15 protein-coding genes are annotated in these 20,131 nt (G+C 51.3%); 3 read left to right on the forward strand and 12 right to left on the reverse strand.

The window, feature by feature from the left end; genetic code table 11:
- Positions 1 to 23: 23 nt before the first annotated feature.
- Positions 24 to 3,161, reverse strand: a complete 3,138-nt coding sequence (gene recC / locus ACYQ1O_RS14335; protein ID WP_459992681.1) for an exodeoxyribonuclease V subunit gamma — start codon at positions 3,159 to 3,161, stop codon at positions 24 to 26.
- A gap of 283 nt (positions 3,162 to 3,444) precedes the next feature.
- On the opposite strand from recC, the gene ACYQ1O_RS14340 reads away from it, so the two are divergent.
- Positions 3,445 to 7,527, forward strand: a complete 4,083-nt coding sequence (locus tag ACYQ1O_RS14340; protein WP_459992683.1) for a WD40 domain-containing protein — start codon at positions 3,445 to 3,447, stop codon at positions 7,525 to 7,527.
- A 96-nt stretch (positions 7,528 to 7,623) separates the two neighbouring features.
- Here ACYQ1O_RS14340 and ACYQ1O_RS14345 read toward each other — a convergent pair whose 3' ends face one another.
- Positions 7,624 to 8,277 (reverse strand): hypothetical protein, encoded by a 654-nt coding sequence (locus tag ACYQ1O_RS14345; RefSeq protein ID WP_459992684.1) that lies wholly within the window; start codon positions 8,275 to 8,277, stop codon positions 7,624 to 7,626.
- On the opposite strand from ACYQ1O_RS14345, the gene mepA reads away from it, so the two are divergent.
- On the forward strand, positions 8,265 to 9,275 hold the full coding sequence (mepA, locus tag ACYQ1O_RS14350; protein WP_459992686.1) for a penicillin-insensitive murein endopeptidase: 1,011 nt from the start codon (positions 8,265 to 8,267) through the stop codon (positions 9,273 to 9,275). The genes ACYQ1O_RS14345 and mepA overlap by 13 nt on opposite strands.
- 12 nt (positions 9,276 to 9,287) lie before the next feature.
- Here mepA and ACYQ1O_RS14355 read toward each other — a convergent pair whose 3' ends face one another.
- Entirely contained in the window at positions 9,288 to 9,692 is a 405-nt protein-coding gene (locus tag ACYQ1O_RS14355; RefSeq protein ID WP_459992688.1) for a hypothetical protein, read from the reverse strand.
- 85 nt (positions 9,693 to 9,777) lie between these two features.
- Positions 9,778 to 10,206, reverse strand: a complete 429-nt coding sequence (locus ACYQ1O_RS14360) for a single-stranded DNA-binding protein (RefSeq protein WP_459992689.1) — start codon at positions 10,204 to 10,206, stop codon at positions 9,778 to 9,780.
- A 352-nt stretch (positions 10,207 to 10,558) separates the two neighbouring features.
- Here ACYQ1O_RS14360 and ACYQ1O_RS14365 point away from each other — a divergent pair, with 352 nt between their 5' ends.
- The gene (locus tag ACYQ1O_RS14365; RefSeq protein ID WP_459992690.1) at positions 10,559 to 10,876 is read left to right on the forward strand and encodes a ComEA family DNA-binding protein; all 318 of its coding nucleotides are present in this window, start codon (positions 10,559 to 10,561) and stop codon (positions 10,874 to 10,876) included.
- A 44-nt stretch (positions 10,877 to 10,920) separates the two neighbouring features.
- Here ACYQ1O_RS14365 and ACYQ1O_RS14370 read toward each other — a convergent pair whose 3' ends face one another.
- The 8 genes from ACYQ1O_RS14370 to ACYQ1O_RS14405 all read right to left on the reverse strand — a co-directional run bounded on the left by ACYQ1O_RS14370 (position 10,921) and on the right by ACYQ1O_RS14405 (position 19,836).
- Positions 10,921 to 13,071 (reverse strand): dihydrolipoyl dehydrogenase family protein, encoded by a 2,151-nt coding sequence (locus ACYQ1O_RS14370; protein WP_459992692.1) that lies wholly within the window; start codon positions 13,069 to 13,071, stop codon positions 10,921 to 10,923.
- A 202-nt stretch (positions 13,072 to 13,273) separates the two neighbouring features.
- Positions 13,274 to 14,359: a threonine synthase gene (gene thrC / locus ACYQ1O_RS14375; RefSeq protein ID WP_459992694.1), complete on the reverse strand. Its 1,086-nt coding sequence runs from the start codon at positions 14,357 to 14,359 to the stop codon at positions 13,274 to 13,276.
- 14 nt (positions 14,360 to 14,373) lie between these two features.
- A complete protein-coding gene (locus tag ACYQ1O_RS14380) occupies positions 14,374 to 14,637 on the reverse strand; it encodes a type II toxin-antitoxin system RelE family toxin (protein WP_459992695.1) in 264 nt (87 codons plus the stop codon).
- The gene (locus ACYQ1O_RS14385; RefSeq protein ID WP_459992696.1) at positions 14,624 to 14,821 is read right to left on the reverse strand and encodes a hypothetical protein; all 198 of its coding nucleotides are present in this window, start codon (positions 14,819 to 14,821) and stop codon (positions 14,624 to 14,626) included. Before ACYQ1O_RS14385 ends, ACYQ1O_RS14380 begins: the two co-directional genes overlap by 14 nt.
- Positions 14,822 to 14,833: 12 nt before the next feature.
- On the reverse strand, positions 14,834 to 16,144 hold the full coding sequence (locus ACYQ1O_RS14390) for a homoserine dehydrogenase (protein WP_459992698.1): 1,311 nt from the start codon (positions 16,142 to 16,144) through the stop codon (positions 14,834 to 14,836).
- Positions 16,145 to 16,230: 86 nt separating this feature from the next.
- Complete coding sequence (locus tag ACYQ1O_RS14395) at positions 16,231 to 16,455, reverse strand: DUF1289 domain-containing protein (protein ID WP_459992701.1); 225 nt, start codon at positions 16,453 to 16,455, stop codon at positions 16,231 to 16,233.
- Positions 16,456 to 16,493: 38 nt separating this feature from the next.
- The gene (gene alaC, locus ACYQ1O_RS14400; RefSeq protein WP_459992703.1) at positions 16,494 to 17,678 is read right to left on the reverse strand and encodes an alanine transaminase; all 1,185 of its coding nucleotides are present in this window, start codon (positions 17,676 to 17,678) and stop codon (positions 16,494 to 16,496) included.
- A 289-nt stretch (positions 17,679 to 17,967) separates the two neighbouring features.
- Positions 17,968 to 19,836, reverse strand: a complete 1,869-nt coding sequence (locus ACYQ1O_RS14405) for a proton-conducting transporter transmembrane domain-containing protein (RefSeq protein ID WP_459992704.1) — start codon at positions 19,834 to 19,836, stop codon at positions 17,968 to 17,970.
- Positions 19,837 to 20,131 lie beyond the last annotated feature (295 nt).

Here is a 20,131-nt window from a genome sequence, read left to right on the forward strand (position 1 = left end):
CCGCCTGGTGTGGGTTTGCGTCATTAAACCTGCACGGCCTGCCAAACCGGCAATAAGCGCGTTTGGCAATGTTGTTCAAAGTCTGCCCCCAAAACCGCCGACAAATCGGCATTGCCATACAGCCGCCGCAGTTCGGGTTCATAACCTCGTTGCATTTGGTAAGCCAGATAATCTTTAGCCGTATCGAGTGGTGATTTTTCTGCCCGCGACCCTGTTTCCAATTTATAAGCCTGTTGCACATAAAGCCAAGCCGCTTCGGTGAAAAAAGCATTCGGTTGCTGCTGGCCTTGTTGGTAAATGGCGAGCCAATCGGCTAAGGCCTCCAAGTCCGCCCATTCGGCGTCAAACCCATAATCGGCATCACTTGCCAAAATCGCAGTGGCTTGCGGTTGCACTTGATTAACCAGCAAGTGGTGCAGCCACGCCCCCAGAAAATCTTTACCTTTTAACGGCGAATAACGGTACAACAAACTGCCGTGCTGTTGGCAATGCGTCAGTTTGCCGACCAAACGGTAATTGCCGATACGCAAATCAATCGCCACGTCCGGTATGGTTTCGCCAAGGTTTTTGGCGCGGATTTTTTCGGCAAAAGCGTCGATGAGGGCTTGCTGGCGGTTAAATTCCAATTCACCTAACGCGCCCGACAGCCACAAGCCTTGCGCCTGTAATTTTTTTACCGACAACGGCGTTTGCTTTAAGGTTTGCTCCAACCAGCTTTGTTCCAGCAAGTAACGGTCTAAGCCGGTGACGGCAAACGGCTCGCGTTCTTCGGCAAGGCTTTCCAAGCCTTGAAAACGCAAACCCAATTGCCGCTGCATAAAATATTTTTGCGGATGCTGGAAAAACGCCAAAAAATCCGCCACTTCAACCACTGTTTCCTCGCTGTCTTCCGGCGCATCCTGATGGCTTTGCCACCATAAGCGGCTTGCTGTTTTTTCGCCCGACAAGGCTTTCGCGGTTTCGCAATCGGCCTGCGAAAAACTGTAAAAACCGTGGCTGCCATCAAAATAGCGCGGGCTGAAGGCTTGCAGCGGGTGCTTAGTGACCAAGCCTTTGAGCTGGTAACTGCTTTCCAGTACCTCCAGCAATTCGCTGATGACCACCGATGGTGGAATGCTGGCGTTGTCTTTAATCGACTGGCCCAGATAAGTGATAATCAGCTGCTGGCGCACCGACAGCAAAATTTCCAGAAACTGATAGCGGTCATCGGCACGGCGCGAGCGGTCGCCTTTGCGGAAATAATCCTTTTTGCCCAGCAAATCAAACGTCGGCAAACGGTCCACTTTGGGAAACTCGCCTTCGTTCATGCCCAATAAGACAATGACTTTGAACGGGATCGAACGCATCGGCAGCATCGAACAAAAAGTCAGCTGCCCGCGCAAAAAGCCGTTCGATGATTTGCGCTCCGCCATCATGCTTTCCAGCCAGCAGACCAACACCGTCAGATCAATGCCGTCTTCATGCTGCTGCAAATCATCGGCAGCCAAATCTGCCAAGAGTTCGTTGATTTCCCGGCGCTCCACCTCGTCTGCCGCCGCCAAGAACAAATCGGCATAGGCATACAGTTGGCTTGACCAGTCTTTTAAAGTTTTGGGTTTTTTTAAAGCGGCGCTGGCGGCAAACAGATTTTGTAAAAAATCCGCCAGACCGCCCAAGGCTTGCGCCGAAGCGCCTTCCAATTCGCTATAAGGCAGCACGCCATCGACAAAATCGGCATCGCTGCCGACCGCGTAACCCATCAGCAAGCGTTCCAGCGTCGCTTGCCAAGTGTTTTCACTCAGCTCGGGCAAGCCCAATTCACGCTTGTGCTGCGCCGACTTGCCCCAGCGTACGCGCGTGTCTTGCAGCCAATGGCGGATCAATTCCAAATCGGTTTCCGACAAACCAAAGCTGGCGTAAACGGCGGGCTGTTCCAGCAAATCCAACACCGCTTGCCAACCGAAACGGCTTTGGCTGACGCTCAGCAGGCGGATCAGCGCATCCAGCGCTGCGTTGCCAAGCCGCAAGCTGCGGTCGGCAACCGCATGTTGGATGTCATCAAACACGGCGGCGATAAACGGCTCGTAAGCTTCAATATCCGGAGCCATCACCACTATATCGCGCAGCTGCAAATCGGGATCGTTTTCCAGCGCGTGCAGCAACAGGTTCTTCACCACTTCCACTTCGCGCATACGGGTGTGGCAAGCGTGGATGCTGATGGACGCGTCGGGGCTTAAGGTTTGTTGGCTTAATGCGTTCATCAGCAAATCGTTTTGCAGATGCTGGAGATTGCTGTCGGCCTCGTTCAGCTCAAAACTGGCGGGTTCGACATCAAACTGCACCTGATCGAGCAACATATCCTGAAACTCGCGCCCTTGCTGGCCTAAAGCCACCAACAACGGATGCCCGCTGAATTCCTCGCTGCGCGCCTGGCGCTTGCCGGGCAAATCCGCCCAAAACTCCTGCGCGGGGTTGAGCAAATACACATGCAATTGGCAATGTCTGGACAAGCCTTGCAGAAAGCTTAAAAACAACGGCGGCAACGTGTTCAACCCAAACACCGACACCCGCTCCGGCAATTGCGCGCTGAATGCGCCCGGTTCGGCATCGGTCATTTTTGCAATCGCCGCCAGCCACAACGCGCCACGGTGCTGGGGGCCGGTTTGCGCGGTAATCTGCCGCCATAACGCCATTTGCCAGACTTCCGCCTCTTCGTTCGGGTAACAGCGCAGGCCTTGCTGCCATTTTGCCAACACATCGGGGCGCATAATTTGGTATTGGTCGAACAATTGCGCCAATTGCTGTGCCAACTGGAAACGCTTTAACGCCACATTGTCGCCCGACAAATACTGCTGCACCGGCACAAACGCTGCGCCTTCAAGCCGCCGCAACAAACTGTCGATACGCCATTGCATCAGATTGCGCTCAAACGCCGCATCGCTTAAACGGCTGTCAACCTGCGCCGCCATCCCGCTAAAAAACTTGCCCGGAAACAAAAACTGATAATTGCCAAACACCTGCAACTCGCTCGCCAACTGCTGCGCAATCCACCGCTCCATGCCTTGGCTTTGGATCAGCAACACTTCCTTGGCAAACGGCGACGACAACGGCGCATAACGGATCACCGCGCCCAAATGGGCAATCAGATTTTCGGTTTTGTTGGAACTGTGCAGGATGAACATGGCGGCAATGTATCTGGCGAGAGTGCAGGGGATTATAACGGCTGAAGATGGGCTTGCTGAAAAAAACGGCGGATTAGTGGGAGTGTGGCTTACGGAATTCGCAAACCTGTTTTTGGATTCCGCTTAAAGATAATGATGGCTTGGAAGAAATTGAACCGTTCCAAAAGGATTTCTGGGATTGCTGATGTGTGGATAGCTTGATGGCTTTCTTTAATCGTTTTAATCGTTGCAACGATTAAAACGATTTGCTAAGCTACCTCAAAACCACCACGAGGAAGCCGCCATGCCCGCCATTCAGCAACTCGAAAAACTTGCCTTACCCAACGCCCACGCCAGCCGTTTAAAACAACTGATCGGCATTTTAAAAACCAACCCCACGCCCAACTTGGCGCAGATTTTCCAAATCCTTTACCCGGAAGCGGACGAAAGCAAAGCCAAAAATGATTTTCGGCAATTGCTATTTGCTATCAATAACGCCCTAAAAGCGCATAACTCGCCGCTTGCCATCAGCACAGGCAACAAACACAAGCCGATCAGCGAACGCCAATTTAGCCTGCTGTCAACAGCGGAAGAATTGGATAAAGAACTGGAAGAATTCCACGAAAACACCGAGCGTTTCAGCGTTGCCGCCAGTTACGCCACCTCACAAATACTGGATGTCATCCCGCAACGCGCCTTAATGCTGCTGAAATGCTTCGTCAGTTACGCGCATGTCGATGCCGAAGACGATAACAAAACTGCCGAAAGCTTCTTTACCTTATTGCAGCAACACCTAAAACCCATACAAAACGTGCAATGCACTATTTGGCGTGATGACGGTTTAAGTTTAGGCAAAAACTATATAACGCAAATTAACCAAGCCTTAGATGAAAGCCACTGCGGCATTTTGCTATTTTCGCCAGGATTTTTTGGCAGCGATTTCATCCGCGACCACGAATTGCCCAAGCTTCTTAAAAAAGCTTATCTCGCGCCACTATTACTGAAACCCATTCTGCCTAAAAAGCACATCCCAGCCAATCTGGAAAAACTGCAATATTTCCATCAAAACAACCAAGCGTTTAGCGAACTCGATAGCGTCGGCAAAGCAGCATTTGTGCTGCAATTTGTTGATAAATTTATTGACGAAGCTATGCAGCAAATTTCAGCACCCACCAACGAAACCAGCCTATCCAGCCCAAAAAAGAAAACCAAAAGCAAATTAAAACCCACAAAAACTTGCGAAGACATCTGCTTGCCAGAAGACCTTGTTCAAGAATTACTAGATACACCACACCGCCCCAACTTCGATGTTGCCAATTTTGACCCCCATCTCCGTGAAAAAATACTGGCGGAATGGCGGGCCCAAACGGGTTTGCTAGGCGAAGCCGCACCCAGCGAAGCAGATAATTCGGTAATTGCGCTCGACAACTTGATGGCATGGTTTCAAGACCCCAGCAAAACCGCCTACGCCACAGTGCTGGCGGAATATGGCATGGGCAAAACCACGCTTTGCCAAAAACTGGTGCTGGATAACCAACACCGCCGCGCCGCTGGCGAAGACGTACCGCCGATTATCTATTTTGACCTTCGCAACCTCCGCGAACGTGCCACCTTAGCCACCGACACCATCGAAACCATTATCAACGAACTGATCCGCCGTAATTTCCAAGACGTCAGCAACCAAGATACTTTTACCGCCCAACAAGTCTTGCAAGCGGTGCGCGAAGACCACGCTTTAGTGATTTTTGATGGCCTTGACGAAGTGCTGACCACTGTCGATAGCCGCACGGGCGACGAATTCCTGCGCACTATTTGGAATGCCTTGCCGCCCAACCATGTTGCCGAACGCCGGAAACGGCAACTGCCTGTCGGCAAATTATTACTGACTTGCCGCAGCCATTACTTCCGCACTGTTACCAAAGAAGCCAATTTTTATACAGGACAAGGCCGGGATGGTTTCCGCGCTCAGGATTACCATGTGTTATGGCTGTTGCCGCTGACCGACGAACAAATCGACCAATACATCGAACAAAACTTTGCCACGCAAAGCCAACGCATTAAAGACGTGATTAAACAAGTCCATAACTTGGGCGATTTGGCGAAACGTCCGTTAAACCTAAGATACATCACCGAATTGTGGCCTCGCTTGGAGCAGCGCAAAACCCAACAAGGTAAGGCTTTACTCGCCAGCGATTTTTACTACGAACTGTTAGAGCAAGTGCTGGAGCGGGATGTCGCCAAAGCTCAATTCAGCCACGCCCACAAACGCGAACTGCTGGAAGCTTTAGCCGCTGAATTGCATCGTCGTGGTATCCGCAGTTGGGCGGTGGACGAACTGGAAGACTGGGCGAAAGATTACATCCACAATAATCCGCGTTGGCTGCGCGATTACGGACTCAGCCACGCAAAACCCAAAGACATCCAACAACGTTTGGAAGAACTGATTGAAGACCTGCGTACCGCCATGCTCATCGTCCGTGAAGGCGAGCAGAATTTCCGTTTTGCCCATACCTCCATCCAAGAATACGCGCTGGCGGCTTATCTTTACCGCGCCTTGAAACAAGGCGATGCCGCTGCCTGGATGATGCCGTTACCGACGGTAGAAACCTTGGATTTCCTCGGCGAACTGTTGCAAGGCGAGCAACAAGCCCTAGCCTTGGCAACTTTGAGTACACTAAGCCAACGCTACCAAGCACAAGCCAGCGAATTGCTGTTCGACTATGCGATTCGCGCCCATCGATCCGGCTATCCGTGCATCAGTTTACGTGGCTGCCAATTGCAAGGTGCAAAGCTAGACCATTTGCACATTCCCGAAGCTGCAACTGCTTTCGATATTAGCCAAGCTGATTTTACGAGTGCCGATTTAAAGCACAGCACTTGGTTTGGGCTACGGGCGGATGGCGCGATTTTCAACTATAGCGATTTGTCGTTTAGCGAATGGCATAACAGCAGTGCCTGCAATGCGCAATTCCAGCGCGCCGATTTAGTATCCTCGGTGTTTAGAAATACCGACTTTAGCGAAGCTGATTTTGGTTTTTCTAACGCAAAAAAAGCCGAATGGCGCCGTTGCCAAATGACAGGTGTGGCTTTTAATAACATAGGCGGCGATTTCGATAGCGTTGCCTGCCGGGTGCAAGGCCAATTACAAGAAGCCAAGCCCCAATCACTTGCCAAATTGGTAACAAACGTAGATTTGATCGACACTAGGTTGGTCAACGATTGTGCTTGGTCGCCGAACGACACGGTGCTGGCGAGTGCGTCCGATGACCACACAGTCAATCTCTGGGATACCACCAGCGGAAGGTTACGCATCTCACTGGTATGCCATGGAGAAGAGGTCAGGCAATGTGCGTGGTCGCCAGACGGCAAAATACTGGCGAGCGTGAGTAGTCACAACACAGTCAAGCTCTGGGATGCCGCCAGTGGCGGTTTGCGTGCCACACTGGTAGGCCATCAAAGCAGGGTAAGCCGCTGCGCTTGGTCGCCGGACGGTACGGTGCTGGCAAGCGCGTCCGGTGATGGCACGGTCAAGCTCTGGGATGCCACCAGCGGCAGCTTACGCGCCACGCTGGCAGACCATAAAGCCCGGATCACCTACTGTGCGTGGTCGCCGAACGGCACGATGCTGGCAAGCGCGGGCAGTAACGGCAAGATCAAGCTCTGGGATGCCACCAACGGCAGCTTGCACGCCCCCCTGGCAGGCCATGATCGCTGGGTCAGTCACTGTGCGTGGTCGCCGAATGGCAGAGTGCTGGCGAGCGCGTCCGTTGACGGCTCTATCAAGCTCTGGGATGCCGCCAGCGGCGGCTTGCGAGTCACGCTGGGAGGCCATAAAGCCGGGTTCACCTACTGTGCGTGGTCGCCGAATGGCAGAGTACTGGCGAGCGCGTCCGGTGACCGCACGGTCAAGCTCTGGGATGCTGCCAACGGCGGCTTGCGCAACACGCTAGCAGGCCATAAAGGCGGGGTCAGCCACTGTGCGTGGTCGCCGGATGGCAGAGTGCTGGCGAGCTCGTCCGTTGACGGCACAGTCAAGCTCTGGGATGCTGCCAACGGCGGCTTGCGCAACACGCTAGCAGGCCATGAAGGCTGGGTCAGGCTCTGTGAGTGGTCGCCGGACGATAAAACCATTGTATCGGCGGGTAATGATGGTGTGCGGCTATGGCGGGCAACTGACGGCAAAGCCTTACGGGCGTTTTACCATTTGCCCGCCAAGTTTAGCCCACAAGCGCAATACCTGAGCTTAGCCAATACCAATCTGGACAGCGATAACCCAGAGATAAACTGGGAAGTGGTGGATTATTCCGATGAAGCTTGGCGTTATGTGTTTTACCAAGGCCAAGACGCGCAAGGCCGTTTGCGCCGCTGGCCTTGGGAGCCTGTTTGATGGGGTGTTTGTAGGGGCTGTGGAGTGAAAAAACATGTTTTTTCACTCCTTTTTTGTGCAAGCAATTAATTTTTTGCCGCTAATTTCGGGTTGCCCTTACTTCACCGGCGCAGCATCTTCAGGGTTTTCCTGTTCAATAAAGGCGGTGTCGCAGCCGCTTTGGAAAAAGATGAATGAGGGTTGGAAGGCGACCACGTCTACGGTTAAGTGGTGGTCTTTTTTAAATTGTTTCAACGCGCCAGCAACGGCTTTTTGAAATTGGCTATCCAGTTGCTTGGCGAGTTTGTCTTGTGCTTCTTGGTTGTCCAGCACGAACGGGTCTTGGCCTAGGTTGGTTTGGTCAACGGCTTCTTGTAGGGCTTCGGCGGAAAATTCTTGGATTTTGGTTTCAAATTCGGCAAAGATTTTTTCGCCTTTTTGTTTTTTAATGTGTTTGATGTCGTCAAGGTCGGCGTAGATTAAAAAGCTGCCGCGTGTGCCTTGTTGTGGGTTTTTGCAGACACCGCCGTCCATAATTCTGACCAGCCCCAAGGTTTTTTTGCCTTGTTTGATCGACATCGGCGGGTTTTGGCCTTCTTGCATGTATTTTTCGTTGGCTATTACCGGTGGTTGTTGTGGTGCGGCGGGTGCTGTGGCGGTGCTGGCTTCGGGGGCAGCTGTGACGGCGGGCGTGTCTTTGCTGGGTTGGCTGCTGCAAGCCAGTAGGTTGAGGGTGGCGAAAACAGCCAGTGTTGCAAGTGCTTTATTCATTACGTTACCTACGCCTGATGGCGGTGTTGGGTGGGGTTGCCGATAAACGCGATATTATAGGCATTATGTGGGCTTGGCGGTATTATCATGCCGCTATTTGCTTGGGTGGCAAGTTTTTCATTTTAGGTGGGTTTTTTGTGTTTAAGATCAAAGTGTTAATTTTTTCTATAGGGTGTTTGGCGGGTAGTGTGACCGCTGCGTGGGGCAATTCGGCGGCAGATTGGGCAAAAGCCACGCATCCGGCGCAGATAGGCCCGACCAGTCAAGCGATTGGTACGTATAACGGCGGTTGCATCAGCGGCGCGGTGGCGATTGCCCGCGAGGGTTTGGGTTTTCAGCTGATGCGTTTGTCCAGAAACCGCGCTTATGGGCATCCGGACCTTAAGCAGTTTATTGAAAATTTGGGTGCTTATACGGCTAGCCAAGGCATGGGCGCGTTGCTGATTGGCGATTTGGGGCAGGTGCGTGGCGGCCCTACGTTAAGCGGACACCGCAGCCATCAGACGGGTTTGGATGTGGATATTTGGTTTTTGTTGTCCAAACAGGCGGCAAGCCGCATTTTAACGGCTAACGAGCGGGAAACGTGGAGTGCGCCGTCGGTGTTGCTGGGCAGTTCTGATGTGATCAATTACCGCGAGTGGTCGCCCGCCAATGAGAAAATCTTGCAGGCGGCGGCGTTGATGCCTGAGGTTGACCGTATTTTTGTCAACCCCAGCATTAAGCGTGAGTTGTGCAATAAACGCAGCGGCAATTCGGCATGGTTACGAAAAATCCGCCCGTGGTGGAAGCACGATGACCATTTCCATGTGCGCTTAAAATGCCCCGCCAATAATCCTTATTGCCAAAGCCAAGAGCCGCTGCCAGCGGGCGATGGTTGCGATGCCGGTTTGGCGTGGTGGTTTTCGGCAGAGGCGAAAAGCCCGACCGGTAAGAAGCCTGCGCCTTACCAGCCACCGGTGTTGCCCGCCTTGTGCAGTTCGGTTTTGCAGGCGCGCTAGCTTTTGCGGTGGTTAAGCGCAGGGCTTGCCAAAATAATCCAAACCCGCCAGCAAGCGCATATCGACGCGGTTGGCGTCCAAGTTGAGGTTTTTGAAGGTCTGTTTGATGCTTTGGGCTTTGATGGCTTCTAGCGATCCGTATCTGATTTTGAACAAGCGGTTTTTCATGGCGGGTGGATAAGCCGCCACGATGCCCGCAATTTGTTGGTCGATGAGGGCGCGGGCGGTGCGTAATTGTGCCGCTACGTCGGGTTTTAAATCGGGAAACTGGCTGTGTTCCGCAGGAGCGGTGGCTAGGGGCTTGGGCGAGGATTGGCCTGTCAAGGCTTGCAGCTTTTTGCTTTTCGCCAGCGGTACCAGCAGGCTGCTGTCGCTGATGCGCAGTTTGGCGGGGTGGTTTTGGGTTGGCTCTGACATGGTGGGATGAGGTCTTGATTCTGAATAGGCTTTGCTTAACGGAACGATGGGCTAGTTGCCAGCCCATCGGCTTTAGCTTAAGCGGTTAGAACGGGATGTCGTCGTCATAAGGTTCATCAAAATTATCGTGCGCCATGCTTTGTGGTTTGCTGGGCGCGGCTTGTCTGGGTTCGGCGGCGGGGTATGACGCGCCGCCTTCATTGCGTTTGCCAACCAAGTCGATAATGTTGGCAACCACTTCCAAGCTGGTTTTGGTGCTGCCGTCGTTGGCTTTGTATTCGTTTTGGCTCAGTTCGCCAGAGACGAACACTTGCTGGCCTTTTTTCAGGTAGTTTTGTAGTGAGCCTTCGGCGCGTTTGCCAAATAAGGAAACCCTAAGCCATAAGGTTTGTTGTTTGTCGCCAAAGCCAATGTTGTTGGCAACGGTAACGCTAAGGACCGCCATACCGCTGGCGGTGTAACGCACTTCGGCATCGCGCCCGATTGTGCCGGTAAAACTGAAGACATTGCTCATGATATTTCCTTGGGTAAAGTGGGATAGGCTTATTATCCTTGGCTTTGCCGGGCTATCCAAGTGGTTTAAGTGCTGATGCCGTTAAGTTAGGTTATTCATGGTTCGACAGGCTCACCACGAATGACTCTTAATGCTTCATCATAGTTTTTAAATGGATTGCTTAATTTAACGATTTGGGCTTTAACGCGGTTGGATTGTCGTTAGTGATTTTTTCAGATCATTTTTTCAAAACAAGTCAAGGTAATATTAACGTTTAAATTTTCTGGTATCTGGCTAGACTTTTTTCGAACAATCTAATGTCGAGTTAGGTTTTTCATCACTTAAAGTTTAATGGATAACAATTGGAGAATTTATGAAAGCGTTTATGAAAGTGGTTGTGATGGTGGTGGCGTTTGCAGCGGGGTTTGGTGTGTGTGCCGCACCGGTCAATATCAATACCGCTGATGCGAACACGATTGCCGATGCGTTGAACGGCATTGGCCTTAAAAAAGCCGAGGCGATTGTGAAATACCGCGAAGAAAAAGGGGCGTTTAAAACAGCTGAAGATTTGTTAAATGTACCTGGCATCGGCGAAAAAACCTTGGAGAAAAACAAGTCTGACATTTTGTTGGATGCGGCGGCAACACCTGAAGCTGCAGCGGCTAAGCCCGCCGAAAAAGCTAAAAAATAAGCGTTAGCCAATAAGGAGTTCAAAACCTGTTTTGGACTCCTTTTTTATTGTCCGCGTTGCCAAGCATGGAAACGCTTTAAGACGGGCAACAGCATTTTCGGCACCTGTTTACGTTTCCAAACCCCCGCCACATATTTATTGGCTTCCGCTTTGGTGGGATAAATATGTAGCGTGCCAAGCAGTTTGTTAAGCCCAATTTTGCACTGCATAGCCAAGACAAATTCGGCTAATAAATCGCCCGCATTCGTACCTACCAGCGTTACACCCAAAATACGGTCACTGTCGGGCGGCGTCAGCACTTTGATAAACCCTTGGGTTTCGCCGTCAATAATGGCGCGGTCCAGATCATCCAGCGGGTAAAGGCTGGTTTCATAGGCAATGCCTTGCGCACGGGCTTCTTGTTCGTTTATGCCGACTCTGGCCACTTCGGGATCGGTAAAGATTGACCAAGGGATGGCGGTGTAGTCGGTACGGAATTTTTTAAATTGCCCGAACAGCGCATTGACGGCGGCGTACCAAGCCTGATGAGCGGCAACGTGGGTCAGTTGGAAAGGCCCTGCCACATCGCCGCAAGCAAAAATGTTGGGGTAGTTGGTTTGTTGGAAATCATTGGTGGCAACGGTGTGATGTTCCGAAAGCGCAATGCCCAATTCCTCAATGCCGTAGCCTGTCAAATTGGCTGCGCGGCCCAGTGCCAGCAACACTTCGTCGAAAGCTATCCGTTCGGTTTTGCCTTGGTGTTCCGCCAGTAAGATTTTTTCGCCATTTTCGGTAACAAAACCTTTCGCAACATGGGCAAGTCGCAGCTGGATGCCTTCTTGCTGGAATTGGCTGGCGATAACGTTGGAAACATCTTCATCTTCATGTGCCAATAAGCGCGGTGCGATTTCCACGACAGTGACTTCTGCGCCAAACCGGGCGAAGCATTGCGCCAATTCGCAACCCATTGCCCCGCCGCCCAACACCAGCAAACGCTTGGGCAGCTTGCGCAATGTCCAGATGGTTTCTGAGGTGAAGTAGGCCATGTCAGCAAGACCTTCGATCGGCGGTAGCCAAGGCCGTGCGCCGGTGGCGATGACAATGGCGCGGGTTGAGATGATACGGGTTGCGCCTGCTTCGGTAACGCTCACTTGCCAAGGGGAAAGGATTTTGGCCTCGCCTATCAGCACGTCAACGCCTAAATCGGTATAACGTTGAACGGAGTCGTGCGGGGCGATGCGCTTGATGGTTGCTTGAACGCGGGCCATGATGTCGGCAAAGTCGAACTCGGCGCTGGCGCTTTTAATGCCAAAATCCTTGGCGCGTTTGAGTTCGGCAAGCCATTTTGCGGTGCGGATCAGGCTTTTTGAGGGTACGCAGCCGGTGTTGAGGCAATCGCCACCCATTTGGTGTTTTTCAATTAAGGTGACTTTCGCTTGGCTGGCGGCGGCAAGGTAGGCCGTTACCAAGCCACCCGCGCCCGCACCGATCACAACCATATTGGTGTCGAAATGCTTGGGTTTTTGCCACGCGGCGTATATTTTTTTGGCGTTAAAAAAATCGGCCGATTTCTTCGACAGTAACGGAAAAACGCCCAAGAGTATCAATGCGCCAAGAATATCGGGCAGCAAAATGCCTGATAAAGAATGCAGTTGCCCCAGTTGGGTACCCGCATTCACGTAAACCAGCGTACCCGCCAACATGCCCACTTGGCTGACCCAATAAAAGGTTCGGGTTTTTAGCGGGCTTAAACCCATCAGCACGTTAATTAAAAAGAACGGGAAGACCGGCACCAACCGCAAGCTAAACAAATACAGTGCGCCATCTTTGGCGATGCCGGCGTCGATGACTTTTAGGCGGTCGGCAAACCGGGCTTTAACAGCGTCCCTAAACAGATAACGTGCGGATAAAAAAGCCAGTGTCGCGCCTAGGCTGGAGGCGAAAGAAACCAGTACCGTTCCCCAAAACAGCCCGAAAACAGCACCGCCAGCCAAGGTCAGCAAGGCCGCGCCAGGCAATGACAAGGCGGTGACCGCAATGTAAATCAGCCCGTAAATCAGGCTGGCGAGGGCAGGGTGTTGCTGCCGATAAGCGGTCATATCGGCCTGTTTTGCTTGCAGCCACTCCAAGGTGAAATAATGCGGCAAGTCAGAGAGGAAAAATGCGGCTATTAGGCTTACCAAGACAGCAAGCAAACCGATGCGGAATAGATTCATAGCATTTTCTCGGCACGTTAAGACGCCACTTATTGCTGTGGCAAGCAAATCAAAGTCCGTTTTTGTGCAACGGGATACCATTGATATGAACCCACAGCGGGGTTTTGTCAATGATGCAAGGGGAAATTTGTTGGTTGGGCGGGGCGGAAGGCGGGGATTTGGCATGGGCATAACGGCAAATAGCCGTTATGCCCTACGATGATTACAAGCTATCTAAAATCGCTTTTTTAACATCGTCCAAATTGGCGTCAATGGTGACCGGTTTGGCCTCGGCACATTGCTGCATGGCAATTTCAGGGTCTTTAATGCCGTTGCCGGTCAGTGTACAAACAATGCGGCTGCCTTCTGGGATTTTACCGATGCTGATGTCATGCAAGGCACCTGCCAAGGAAGTGGCGGAAGCGGGTTCGCAGAAGACACCTTCAAATTGCGACAACATTTTTTGCGCCGCCAAGATTTGTTCGTCAGAAAACTTATCAAACCAACCGCCGGATTCTTTCTGCACGTTCCAAGCCAAATCCCAAGATTGCGGGTTGCCGATGCGGATGGCGGTTGCCAACGTTTCAGGGTTTTCAATCGGGTGGCCTGCCACAAAGGGCGCGGCACCGGCGGCTTGGTAGCCACACATGATGGGCAAACTGCGGGTCACTGCCGTGTGGGTCGCCGAATAGCGGGCGTATTCAGTGTAGCCTTTCCAGTAGGCGGTGATGTTACCGGCGTTGCCGACCGGCAAGCAGTGGTAATCGGGGGCAAAACCCAATTCATCAACGATTTCAAAGGCCGCCGTTTTTTGGCCTTCAATGCGGTAAGGGTTAATCGAGTTAACGATGGTGACCGGGGCTAGCTCGGCGACTTCTTTAACCAAAGCCATGCCTCTGTCAAAATTACCGTTGATTTGGATGATTTTGGCGTCGTACATTAAGGTTTGCGCCAATTTGCCCAACGCAATTTTGCCTTCAGGAATCAGAACGAAGGCTTTAATACCCGCACGGACGGCATAAGCGGCAGCTGCGGCAGAGGTGTTGCCTGTGGACGCGCAAATGATCGCTTGGCTACCGGCTTCTACCGCTTTGGTGACCGCCATGGTCATGCCACGGTCTTTGAAAGAACCGGTGGGGTTTAGGCCTTCAAATTTGACGTAAATATCGACGTCTTTGCCAATCAGGCGGGGGATGTTTTGCAGTTGTATCAACGGCGTATTGCCTTCGCCCAAGCTGATAATGCGCGTGTTGGCACTAACGGGCAGGCGAGAGCGGTAGCGTTCGATAAGTCCGGTGTAGCGGGTCATGGGAGTCCTATTAATCAATGATAAATATCTTTGCGATGTCCAACGGCAAGGATGTGGACAAGCAATTGTTGGTTTTGGATTTCGTAAATAATGCGGTAATTGCCGACACGAACCCTAAAACACGGCGGTTTTCTGCCTTTTAATTTTTTAGCACCGTCGGGATAAGGCTTGTCGGCAAGCTGATAAATCGCCGTCAACAATTCAGCGACTACATTCTTGGGCAATTTTAAAAGCTCCTTCTCGGCAGACGCTTTAACCAAGATTTCAAATTTTGCCATGCCGCTTTAGGTTTTCCACCACTTCCGCCAGCGGAATGCTGGCTTCGGGTTCGCGTTCTTTCACTAATGCCAAGTCCTCTAAATCTTCCAGCGTTTGCAGCAAGGCGTGATAGTCAGCTATCGGCAAAATGACGGAAATTTTGTCACCGTTTTCGTTAGTGATGTATTGGGTTGGCATCGGCATGGATTTATGATCCTAACCCAAAGTTTCCAGACGGATACGGTTGACTTTGCCGGTGACGGTTGGCAAAGCCTCAATTTCGGCAATCGCGGCGTTCATTTCTTTTTCTGGGGTGATTTGCGTCAACATAATCACTGGCACCACGGTTTCGTCTTTTAACGGTTGTTTTTGGATGAGGGCTTCGATGCTGATGTGGTGTGCCGCCAAAATTTTGGTGACATCAGCCAACACGCCCGGTTTGTCTTCGGCGGTCAGGCGCAGGTAATAAGCGGTTTTGAAGCTGTCTGCGCCAAGTACTTGTATGTCATCCAAACGGTTGGCTTGGAAAGCCAAATGCGGTACGCGGTTTTCAGGGTCACTGGTTAAGGCGCGGACGACATCAATGACATCCGCCACCACCGCTGAAGCGGTCGGCTCGGCACCTGCGCCTGCGCCATAATAAAGCGTAGGGCCAACGGCATCGCCTTTCACCAATACGGCGTTCATCACGCCATTGACGTTGGCAATCAGGCGGCGTTCGGGGATAAGGGTCGGGTGGACACGCAATTCAATGCCTTCGGCAGTTTTGCGGGCAATGCCTAAGTGTTTGATGCGATAGCCCAATTCTTCGGCATATTCGACATCGACACGGGTAATTTGAGTAATGCCTTCGGTATAGACTTTTTCAAACTGTAAAGGGATGCCAAAGGCGATAGAAGCCAAGATGGTCAGTTTGTGGGCGGCATCAATGCCTTCGACATCGAAAGTTGGATCGGCTTCGGCATAGCCTAAAGCTTGTGCTTCTGCCAAGACATCGAAAAAGTCACGGCCTTTGTCGCGCATTTCGGTGAGGATGAAATTGCCTGTGCCGTTGATAATGCCTGCCAACCATTGGATTTGGTTGCCGCTTAAACCTTCACGGATGGCTTTGATAATGGGGATGCCGCCAGCAACCGCCGCTTCGAAAGCGACGATGACGCCTTTTTCGCTGGCTTTGGCAAAAATTTCGTTGCCGTGCAAAGCAATCAGGGATTTGTTGGCGGTCACCACATGTTTGCCGTTGGCAATGGCTTGTAGCACCATGTCTTTAACAGGGCCAGCACCACCGATGAGTTCCAGGACGATGTCAATTTCAGGGTCATTGATGATGTCCATCGGGTCGGTCGATAAAACAATGCCTTGCGTATCACAGATACGGGGTTTGTTTAAATCTTTTGCCGAAGCGCGGGTGATGATAATTTCCCGACCTGCGCGTCTGGCTATTTCCGCTGCGTTCCGTGCCAATACATTGACAGTACCACCGCCAACAGTGCCCAATCCTAATACACCCACTTTTACCGGTTTCAAAATCTGCTCCCGCTTAACCAAAAAACAACATTATATTTCATAAACAGCCTGATGCGACCCAGAAAGCAAAGAAACTTGCCAAGCCATCAGTGGGTTTGGGGCTTGTCTGCCGCTTGTGCCAGCTTTTTGCGGACTTTTTTACTGACCATATCAATAAACTCGTCGCTGTTTTCGTAGCCTTGCTGTTGGATAAAGCCAATAAAACTGGCAACCAGTTGCTTAGTGCCTGCAATTTCTTCGTGCGAACGTCCGCAACCTTGACAGTGGGTGCCATCTTTTGTGCAAAGATCGGCGCAAGGGTTAAATCTCATAAAGTTTGCTCGGAATAGACTGAGGGAAATGGTTAAGGTTAAACGACTTGGTCTTTCTTCATCATCATGCGGATACCGCGAATAGCCTGACGGGTACGGTGTTCGTTTTCGATCAGGCCAAAGCGGACGTGGTCGTCGCCGTATTGACCAAAGCCAATGCCGGGCGCAACCGCCACTTTCGCTTCCAGCAATAGTTTTTTGGAGAACTCAAGTGATCCCATCGCTTGGTAGGCTTCTGGGATTTTCGCCCAAACAAACATGGTGGCTTTGGGTTTTTCCACGGGCCAACCGGCGGCATTCAGGCCATCGCATAATACGTCGCGGCGTTTGCGGTACATTTCCGAGATTTCTGCCACGCAATCTTGTGGGCCTTCCAAGGCGGCAATCGCGGCGATTTGGATGGGCGTAAACGTGCCGTAATCCAAATACGATTTGATCCGTGCCAAGGCCGAGACCAATTCTTTGTTGCCGCACATGAAGCCCACGCGCCAACCGGGCATGTTGTAGCTTTTCGACATGGAGAAAAATTCCACGGCAATGTCTTTGGCGCCTTCAATTTGCAAGATCGACGGGGGTTTGTAACCGTCAAACGCAATATCGACATAGGCAATATCGTGTACGACCCAAATGTTGTGCTCTTTTGCCAAGGCGATAATTTTCTCGAAGAAATCCAGTTCCACGCATTGCGCGGTCGGGTTGCCCGGGAAGTTGATAATCAACATTTTGGGCTTAGGCCAGCAATCGACAATGGCTTTGCGCAGCTCTTCAAAAAAATCCACGCCTGGAATAAGCGGTACATGGCGTAAGTCCGCACCGGCAATGACTACGCCGTAAGGGTGGATAGGGTAGGCGGGGTTCGGTACCAGTACCACATCGCCAGGGCCTAAGGTGGCTAACGCCAAATGCGCCAAGCCTTCTTTGGAGCCGATGGTGACAATGGCTTCGGTTTCAGGGTTCAAGTCCACATCGAAACGGGTTTTGTACCAGTTACAAATGGCTTTTCTCAGTCTGGGAATGCCTTTGGACATGGAATAGCGATGCGTATCTTCGCGCTGGGTCGCCTCAATCATTTTATTGACGATATGTTTAGGCGTTGGCTGATCGGGATTGCCCATGCCGAAATCAATAATGTCCTCGCCATCCGCTCGTGCTTTGGCTTTTAACTCGTTGACGATGTTAAAAACATAAGGTGGCAAGCGGCTTATTCTTTGAAATTGTTCCATTAACGGCTCTTAAGCAATCAGTAGATAAAGTGGGGAAGGGGTTAAAGTACTTATTGTACCTACAATCTGTCAATTGGTGATGCCAAGCTGGCAAGGTTTTGTGAAAGACAGTCGCGGTATTATAAACGCTTAGCGTCTTTAAAAGTATTTGTCCGCTTGGGGCGAAGCAATTTATAGGGAGAATAAGCGGGCTTTAATGCAGTCAAACGCTTTTTAAGATGGGCAGGTGAATGGCTTGGTCGGCGTCCAAATAGGTTTTGGACGCCGTTTTTGATAGGTAAAGGGCGGTTTAAACGTTGATTTCGACGGGTTTTCCCATACAAATCCGTAGATAAATCCGCGCAGCGGCAATGCCATTGATGACGAAACTCACGGCTATCAGCGCTGCAATCCACGCAAACTCCTTACTGGCGTGGTAAAGCAGCAAGTCTTCGCCGATAAATGCGGGGGTAATGGGGAAGCCCACCAAGCCTAAAAAACTGACAAATAAAACGACAGCTAGTACAGGATTGGTCTCTGCCATTGCCCGATAAGCGAAAGGCATATTTTTAAACTTTTCCGGTTTAGGCAATCTCAGCAACACCACCCAACCCAATAGCCAAGACGGAATAATACCGCTGGCAAACACGGCAATGTCGAAAGCCGCATCAGGGTGTAATAACCAAACCGACGCGCCTGCCAGCAAACAACTGGCGGCAACGGCGTTCCATGTGTTGATAAAGCTGTGTTTTTGGCTAAAGGCGCTGAGCGATGCCAATACCATCGCCAAGGCTAAAGGAATCGCCAGCCATTGGGTTTCGATAAAGTCACCTTGTTGCAAGATAACCAAGCCACCGATCAACAATCCGGCCAATAGGCATTTGACCCAAATATTGACAGCATTTATCAGTGCTCCGATGCGTTTTAACGGTGACCACAACAACCAACGCACCAGCAATTCCAAATTGCCTTCTTGCAAGGCGAACACATATAAGGTGTTTTGCAAAACCTCAGGCAAAGTGTCGCGGATAGAGACGGGTAAACGGGCTTTCAGCGCGGCGTTGGGCGCGGTCATGTTGGTATCTATCGCACCTTCTACGCGCATGGCGTGGGCGACAATGGAGGGCGATACCAGCAATTGGTAACAACGTAAAAACGCATTGCCCAAAAAATGCACCAGCACCAAGCTTTCTAAACCGAACGCCAATTCCATAAACATAAAGCCCACTTGGGTGATGGACGCATACGCCACTTGGCCTTTGATGTTGGATTGGGTTTTTTCGGCAAGGCTGGCGATGATGACGGTGAGCAGGCCGATCATAAACAAAATGGAGCAAGTCAGGATGTGATAGCTCCAAATCGGCAGGGTACGCAGCAATAAAAATACCCCTAAATGCACCGACAACGCGCCGTAAAAAATCGCGCTGGATGGCGTTGGCCCTTCCATCGCCCGTGGTAACCAAAAGCAAAACGGAAACTGTGCCGATTTGCCGGAAGCGGCAACGAAAACCAATAACGACATCAGCAACAAGGCCGGATAGCTGGCAGGTGCGGGGGCGTTATGTTCAAACAATACTGATAAGTTGCTGAAATGGTCACTTTCGTGGAACAGCTGGTGGCTCATCCACGCGCCCAACAACAAGCCGATGTCACAAAACCGATACACGGTGTAAGCGCGTAAGGCATTGCGGACGGGTTGTATACGTTCGCGGTAGAAAGCAATCAACAAAAACGAGGAGATGCCGACGATTTCCCAGCCCGCAAACAACATGTCGATAGAACCCGACAACACCACCATGTTAAGGCCAAAAGCAAAACCAAAAATGGTGATGAAAAAGCGTTTATAGCCTTGCTCGCGGTGCAAATAATTGCGGCAATAGCGCACGATGACCGAAAAAATCACCCAAACAGCAAACAAATACGCCGCGCTGATTTCGTCCAGATAAAACAAAATCGGTAGCTCATAGCTGCCGTGTTCGTACAGCGTAAACCATTCAAACTCATGGGCGACAAAGCCGCTGTTGGCCCATAAGGCAAACAAAGCGATTTTACTTAAGCCCATGGCATACGTTGTCCACGAGGAAATCACCGATATTTTCTTTTCAGAGCTGCCCAATAACGTGATCAGCAAGATGCCGACGAACGGTAGGAAAAGGCAGGAGAGGATTAATGCGTTCATTTAAGAGTTCCAAATTAAGCGAAAGGCGAAAGTTTTGGTAGGTTGGGTTAGGCGATAGCCGTAACCCAACATTTGTTGCCTCGATGTGTTGGGTTGCAAACGGCGCAGCCTTTCTCCGTTCGTCCTGAGCTTGTCGAAGTATGAATGGAGAAAGGCTGCATGCTCCCAACGTAAATCTGCCCATCCTTCGACAAGCTCTCGGCAACTGACCTGTCCTTAGACCCCCTTGGGGGCGTTGCTCTACCTCCTGCATCCGTGCAGTCGAGGACGAACGGATTTACGTTTACCTGTCAAA

The organism is Methylosoma difficile (assembly GCF_054657615.1).